The organism is Lamprocystis purpurea DSM 4197 (assembly GCF_000379525.1).
Taxonomy (GTDB): domain Bacteria; phylum Pseudomonadota; class Gammaproteobacteria; order Chromatiales; family Chromatiaceae; genus Thiodictyon; species Thiodictyon purpureum.
In genome coordinates this window covers 1-6846 of sequence record NZ_KB902389.1, presented here as the reverse complement: position 1 = coordinate 6846, position 6846 = coordinate 1, and the positions used below count along the sequence as shown (strand labels likewise).

At 50.0% G+C, this 6846-nt stretch carries 7 protein-coding genes; all 7 read left to right on the top strand.

What is annotated here, in order from left to right:
• Positions 1-325 precede the first annotated feature (325 nt).
• Positions 326-796 (top strand): GNAT family N-acetyltransferase, encoded by a 471-nt coding sequence (locus tag A39O_RS40375; RefSeq protein ID WP_169338403.1) that lies wholly within the window; start codon positions 326-328, stop codon positions 794-796.
• A gap of 197 nt (positions 797-993) precedes the next feature.
• Positions 994-1890 carry a tetratricopeptide repeat protein gene (locus tag A39O_RS0105025; protein WP_026199177.1) on the top strand — a complete coding sequence of 299 codons (897 nt, stop codon included), beginning with the start codon at positions 994-996 and terminating at the stop codon, positions 1888-1890.
• A 348-nt stretch (positions 1891-2238) separates the two neighbouring features.
• Positions 2239-3102, top strand: coding sequence for a tetratricopeptide repeat protein (locus A39O_RS40370; RefSeq protein ID WP_157639663.1), 864 nt, complete (start codon positions 2239-2241; stop codon positions 3100-3102).
• 395 nt (positions 3103-3497) lie between these two features.
• Positions 3498-3893 carry a hypothetical protein gene (locus tag A39O_RS40365; RefSeq protein ID WP_157639661.1) on the top strand — a complete coding sequence of 132 codons (396 nt, stop codon included), beginning with the start codon at positions 3498-3500 and terminating at the stop codon, positions 3891-3893.
• Between the two features lie 86 nt (positions 3894-3979).
• Positions 3980-4552 (top strand): hypothetical protein, encoded by a 573-nt coding sequence (locus tag A39O_RS40360; protein WP_157639659.1) that lies wholly within the window; start codon positions 3980-3982, stop codon positions 4550-4552.
• Between the two features lie 222 nt (positions 4553-4774).
• Positions 4775-5305, top strand: a complete 531-nt coding sequence (locus tag A39O_RS40355) for a hypothetical protein (RefSeq protein ID WP_157639657.1) — start codon at positions 4775-4777, stop codon at positions 5303-5305.
• Between the two features lie 302 nt (positions 5306-5607).
• Entirely contained in the window at positions 5608-6438 is an 831-nt protein-coding gene (locus A39O_RS40350; protein ID WP_157639655.1) for a hypothetical protein, read from the top strand.
• The last annotated feature ends 408 nt before the right edge of the window (positions 6439-6846 follow it).

The following is a 6846-nucleotide window of genomic DNA, read 5'->3' as shown; positions in this document are numbered from 1 at the left end:
GGTCTACAATCGACGCAAAATCGCCCGCGTATCAGCCCCGCGGCCCCCTCGGATGCCCGTCTTGCGCCGCTCCGAGCGTCGACCACGTGCTGAAATACCGCCCGGCACCGGCCGGCGACCCTGGGCGCGGGGATACAATTCCCTATCTCTAAAGAAGGCCGCACCCGCAGCGGGCACCGTGCCAGGATCGGATTAGTCCAACAAACGTTTATCCGTCGTGCGCGCCAGGCGCCGTGCCACAACCAGGGATCAGTGCGGCGCGCACGACGGATAAACGCTTAGTCGTTAGGCAATAGGCAATACGGGAGATCTTATGCCAACAGCGATGACGGACACGATGAATGCGCTCCGATCGTTTCAGCACGCCCTGACGCACGGGATTATTGAGCCTCAACGAGCTGAACTTCACGACGATCTACTTTTTTTGGTCGATGATGCCAACGGCGAAACACGATTTTCCTACGCGTTAATAAAGAGCAGTGGAGTTGTCGCCTTGGCAACGTTCATTTCAGCCGACCCAATAGATGGCTTCCCCTGTCTGAATGCTGGATGTTCCGTGGATGAGGCTAGTCGCTCTCGGGGGTATGGAAAGGAGGTAACGCAGAAAGCATTTGATGAACTAATCAACGGCTTCCAGCGTGCCAAAGTGTCCCATTTGTATGTAGAAGCAATAGTCGGGACCTTCAATGAGCATTCAAAAATGCTTGCTACATCCATGTTCTCAACAACCCCTAGCGCCTGCATAGATGGCGTTTCAGGTCAACCTGCTCTACAGTACGTCAGGCAACTGTTCTGACTCAAAATTCCAAATTCCCTGGACATTCTTACTTAGTTCCTGAACCAGAGAGATGCCAAACAATGCCTAACTTTCGGCCAAAGAGCGAGCGCGCGCCACGGGCGTTGTGCTGGTTTGCGGGTTCATCGGTGGCGCGCGCCGCCTTGGCCTGAACGTTAGGCCGTTTAGCCACGTCACCAAGATCCAGGAGAAACAGCATGTCAGAAAAACAAATCGTAACTGACCCCGAAGTCGCCACCAACATCCTGAACCGTCTTGTTGATCCAAGAGAGATCGAGGCAATAATTCTGACGACGACCCAAGACGAACCACCGATCCGAGGTTGGGACCCAAGAGAATTTGCGATCAGCATGTGGGCTAGCACAAACAGGACATGCTACGCGATCCTTCAGGATCTCCATCAACCTGCCCTCTCAGTGCATATCGGGCCAGGTTCCGGCTCGGATGGCCGCGTTGCGTTTACACAGGACTTCATCAAGTCGTTCATTGCTCGGCGTCCGAATGATATGTCGAAGGTGGTCGCGTTCATCCAAGACAAAGGATGTCCACAGCATCCATCAGGCAAGAGTGGTCCGAGGTGGTTTCATCTCATAACAATCTGCGCGAACGGCAAAGCGCAGCATGAGATTCGCGTTTTGGACGACGTTGTAATCTTGCCACAATGTGACGCTACAGGCAGGCAGCTTGTTGAGTTCCGCATCGCTAGTTCGGGCGGTACTTCGGAATCCAGCAATGACGTAAGAAATGAACTGAAGGCGCGCGAATTGGTGAATCAGGGAGCGCAGCTTATACAGTCTGGAGACTTCGCAGGAGCGCAGAAGATACTCAACGAGGCTATTCGTATTAATCCTCAAAACGCAATTGCACACAGTAACATTGGTTACGTCTTTTTTAAGAAAGGTGAGTTTTTGGCTGCTATTCCTTGGTTTGAAAAGGCGCTGGCACTTGATCCGGGGGCTGAAGGTGTTGCGGATTGTTTGAAGGAATGTCGTTCGCACGGTCAGCTAAAGACGACGTGCCAAGCGAAGCCGGCTATTCAGGAACACGCAGCATCCAGATCAGAAAAGAAGCCTTGGTGGCAGCTGTGGAAATAACAGGCCGAATTGTGGTGACAGTTTACTTAATTCAGTTCTGGGTACGGTTTACTTAATTCGGTTAGTCATAGAAGCTAAAGAGCTAAAGGGGCGAGCTAAAGGGGCCAGGCTCGAGTTCTATTCCCGGAAAATGAATAAGAGCCTAACCTTTGTCTCAAACGCGAGCGCGCGCCACAGGCGTCGTGCTAATTGGCTAGCTCATCAGGGGCGCGCGCCGCTTTAGACTTTACGGTTAGGCTCTAGACAAAGTAAACAATTAGCGCGCCAAGAGTTCGCGCGTTCATGGCAGTAAATCGGTTGCGACAAGTGATCGGCAGTTAAGACATTAGTTGTTCAATGAGGTTCCCCATGAGACACAGAATCTTTTTTGCTGTCGTTGGCTTTGTACTGTGTATTACTGCTTGCGATTTTGAATCTACAGAAGATCCTGCCGTGGACTCAATAGATCTTGGAGAATTAAGATTATACAGAAATACCATGCCTGGCTGTGGATCTGATCTTAATCCAGAAGCAGTGGCTCTTCAAGCCAAGGGTATAAGTGCTTTAATTTCATATCTGGAGCACAATGGACGCAAGAACCTGTATGATTACCACTTGGATAATAACGCCAGGCAAGAACTTTCTCGCGCAGCTACCGACCTTGAAAAGGCTGTACAACTGGAACCGAAACTAATTCCAGCTTACCTTGCATTAAGTGACTATTATAATAAAGTCGAGTTAAATTATGCGAAGAGCGTTTTGACGTTTACCGGGTACAGGAAGCACTGCTCTGGGGAATCATATTCATTTGATACTCTTTGGTTGGGTGCCTATCGGCAAATTGCGGAGTACCAACACGCGTGTAACTCTGCTGTTATCGAATCGTCCATAAGGAAGGCTAAGAAAGCCTTGGAAAAGAACTCTAACGATGAGGCCGCCTACGAAGAGTTAGTTCAGGCATATGACTTAAGAGGCGATTTCCCGATGGCAATCGACGCCGCCAAGAAATTAAGCGAACTTGATCCACATGGAACTTTGGGCGAGTGGGCAAAGAATGCGCTTTCCCGATTAGAGAAAACGCCTGAGCATATATGCAGCAAGCAGTCGCAAATGGCGGCAGCTGACAGGGCCCAAGAAATTATGCGCCTTTTCGCCGGAAGCGCAGAACCCAAGGCGGGAGGCAAACCTGATAGGGACAAGGGGCCAGGCTCGGGTTCTTTTCCCGAAAAATGATCAAGAGCCTAACCTTTGTCTCAAGAGCGAGCGCGCGCCACAGGCGTCGTGCTAATTGGCAAGCTCATCAGGGGCGCGCGCCGCTTTAGACTTCACGTTAGGCCAAAGAACACACCGTAGGAGTATTGTATGGAATATCAATTGAGCGCCTTCCTCATGCATTGGGGACAGTTGATAGAAATTCTGCTTTTGGCTGTGATCGCTTTTGCGACGATTACCAAGTAGATATTTCGGGCGAAAAAGGGGGAAAAAGGGGCAAGGCGAATTTGAAACAGCAAATAGCTTTTGGCTTAAGAGCGAGCGCGCTTTACGGGCGTCGTGCTAATTCGCAGGCTCCGTGCGGGCGTGCGTCGCTTTCGGCTTCACGTGTTAGGCTTTAACTAGAGGTTACTCGTATGCAGCAAATCGTTGTGCAACCGGTTCAATGGGCAAAGATCCCCGACATGGAAACGATGTCGCACGATCTAGACGCAAGCGATGCAGCCTGTTTCGCAGAGCTTAGAAAAGTTCTCGAAGAACACGGTAAACTTGATCGCTTTGGCGTGACACTAATTCATAGGCATTTTCATTTAGATGAAGATGAGTGTCTTATCGAGTCGGTCGACGTTGACGAGCGCGTTTTGACTGTTCGCCCGATAAGGAAAGATTCGCTTCCTACTGCCGTTCAAACACAATGGAGTCTTGCCAATCGAGACCCGCTTCAATGGTGCGAACAGTATTGTCATTACTCAGGAGGAACGCACCACTCCGGGCATCAACCTCACATAACCCAGGATGCTCAGCCGAACTAAAGCGTTGGCTCTTATCCTGTAAGAGTGCCGGGCGCTGCCCGGCCTCCACATCTTTGATTATTGGCGCAGTACATCGAGGAACCAGGATGCTTACGCAAGTAAGGTTAGTGCGCAGCGCATTTCTCGTTTTGTCTATCGCGCCTGCACTAGCAATGGCACAGCCGCCGAGCGGGAAGATTGCGGAAAAAATTGTTCGCGTTGTAAACGCCTATGGAAGTTCAATTTCTTGTGCAGACGTTAATGTTGGTCCAGAGAACATAGCAACCTTAGTGCCGCTGGATAGAGGGAGGTCGGCTAGAAAGGCTACGTACGCCGTCCTATGGGACTTGAAGTATTGCCTTGACGGAGTTCCAGGCGGGTCAGGCACCCCTACGGGAAGTCAAGAAATTGCCATTGTCACTGTCGGCGATGGAAACAGGTTTATGATTGATACAGATAAATCATATCCAGCGGTCACGTTCGACAACGGCATACACTCCAGAGCGAATGTCGGGAAGCTTGTGCAGAATACGGAAACGTCCATAGTAGTCGAGGGATTCGAGTATGGAAAAGAAGATGCTATGTGCTGTCCGTCAGTTCCCGTTAGGGTCACCTTGCGAGCCGATGACAAGGGAAATTGGGCTCCTTCTGAAAAAACGGTTTTAACATCCAGGAAGTAGCCTCAAAATCGAAAAAGAAGTCAGGGCCGTAGTTTGGGGTGAGTAACGAACCCCAACATTCCCAAGCTCAGACCTCGTTGCGGATTGAATGCAAGAAAGAGCCTAACCTTTGTCTCAAAAGCGAGCGCGCGCCACAGACGTCGTGCTAGTTGGCTAGCTCATCCGGGGCGCGCGCCGCTTTAGACTTGACGTTAGGCGACATAAGAACGGAGAGACGAACAGATGAAATGGTTTAGAAACTTATTCGTTAGCAAAAAGAATCCAAAGAATCCAAGACTTGGGAGTCCAGCTATTCCCGTAACCTCCGCTCCCGCACAGGCTGACCGTATGGCCGCAACGGAGAAAAGCGTTAACAAAGATTTAACTGCGGAGATGCGAGACCAGATTTTCAAGATTGACCATGAATTACTGTTAGACTTACGTAATGATAGGGAGCTTTGGCAAGACTTAAAAGGTCATCCAAGGTATGCGTTATTCGGTATCATATTGGATGTCTTCGACTTAGCTAAAAAGTGCACCACAATGAATGATTTTTTGAATGTCAGCAACACATTGAGAAAGGCAATTGATGACTTTGAAAGCGCATCTAATAATTTATTATTAGTTTCAGATATGAAATGGAATGCATTGGAACCATTTGAAAGACAAACGGCGGGAGTGGTAAGCTATAAACTTCAGAAAGTAGCCAAAAAGGCATGTGAGAAACTTAAACTTGCGTTCGAAAAATACGAAGCGATTAAAGAGGCTAATTAAGGTAAGCAAGCAGAAATTACAGTAAAAAGGAAACAGGGGGACAGACCGCGGTTTCCCCCTGAATCCCCGCCCTGGCAGCAAAGAAAACAAAGAATGGCCTAACTTTGGGCTCAAAAGCGAGCGCGCCATCAGGGTTCGTGGTAACTGGCAGGTTCCGTGGAGGCGGGCGCGGCTTTAGCTTTACGTTCGGCAATACAAATCGCCTCTACCCTGATGGTCTTTACCGGGAAACGGCGCGCCAGCGGTAGCTGTGACATTGATGCGGTAAAATTGAGTTCTTCAATTTTGTAGAGAAAAGCTTAATGAACGATTTCCTAATAGTTTTCGCAATTGCCGCTGTTATTGCAGTGGTTATACTTATATTGCGGTTTTTGCTTTCATCGACAACATCACCGACGTCGGAAACCAAGAAAAAGCAAGAAGATAGAAACGCATTTGACGGCGGCACCAGCAAAGCCGGAATTATCTTGATATGTGAAGGCTGCAAGCGCAGCTATTCTCTACCCAACAACGCAGTCGCGATAACGGCATCGCAAGCACTGAAGTCTATGCAAGCGTCCGGTACCATTGCCATCCCGATCGGCGCAAGTTCTTCCGTAGAAGATCTGATTGAAGGATGTGAGAGTGTACCACCAGAAAGGCGGGCAATTGTCAGGCAACAGACAGAAGATGCGCTGGCCGAGATAACACGGGGATTGTCTGCGGGCGAAGAACGCACATGGGTCTGCGGACCCTGCCGCAGAAAGAACGCTTACCCTGCATCGCTGAAGCCGTCGTCGCGTGCGCAACAGTCCTATTCATATCCAAGCGATGGATGGTTCCGAGAGCATTCCAGAAGCCTCATTGACCAACATGGCCCGCTTGTACGAATGACGGATTGCGACGACATGATGGCAGTCAAATGGGATGTCATGTACGCTGACGGAACAGTTCTTAAAATGGGACATCCAGGGACTTTCGAGAAGGTAGATCTTGATGTCAGTTTCTTCCCTAGCAATGCCGGCTCACAGGGCCGCCGCTGGGCTGCTGTTTTCTTCAGAGAGGCCGGAATAGACGTAGAAAGTATTGACATTTTCGATATGCCCGGTGGAGCATCACTCGAAATCCGAGATGGCAAGGCTGTGCAGGTATGATCTAAGACCACCGAATTGGGGCTATAGTGGCAATGCGGGAAATGGGGGAAAAGAGGCCAAACTCAATTAGGCGGCCAAGGAGTCAAAGAAAGAGTCAAAGAAAGCCTAACCTTCGGCTAAACCGCGTGGAAAACCGGGGACAGACCACGTGGAAAACCGGGGACAGACCACGTTTTCCCCTGAATCCTCTGCGCCGGCAACGAAGAAAACCAAAGATCGCCCAACCTAGTCGTGTAACTCTGCGTCGCTCGCCGCGCGTCCGGGCTAAGCTCCGGTTGCGAAAAGTACGTCGCAGACGTACAATTTTGCGTGCTCACAATCTACGAAACTCACACGTTCGTCGCCGAAGCGGAGAAGCTCTGGTCTACAGAAGAACGACTTGAGTTTTTCGCTTGGATCGCCAGCGAA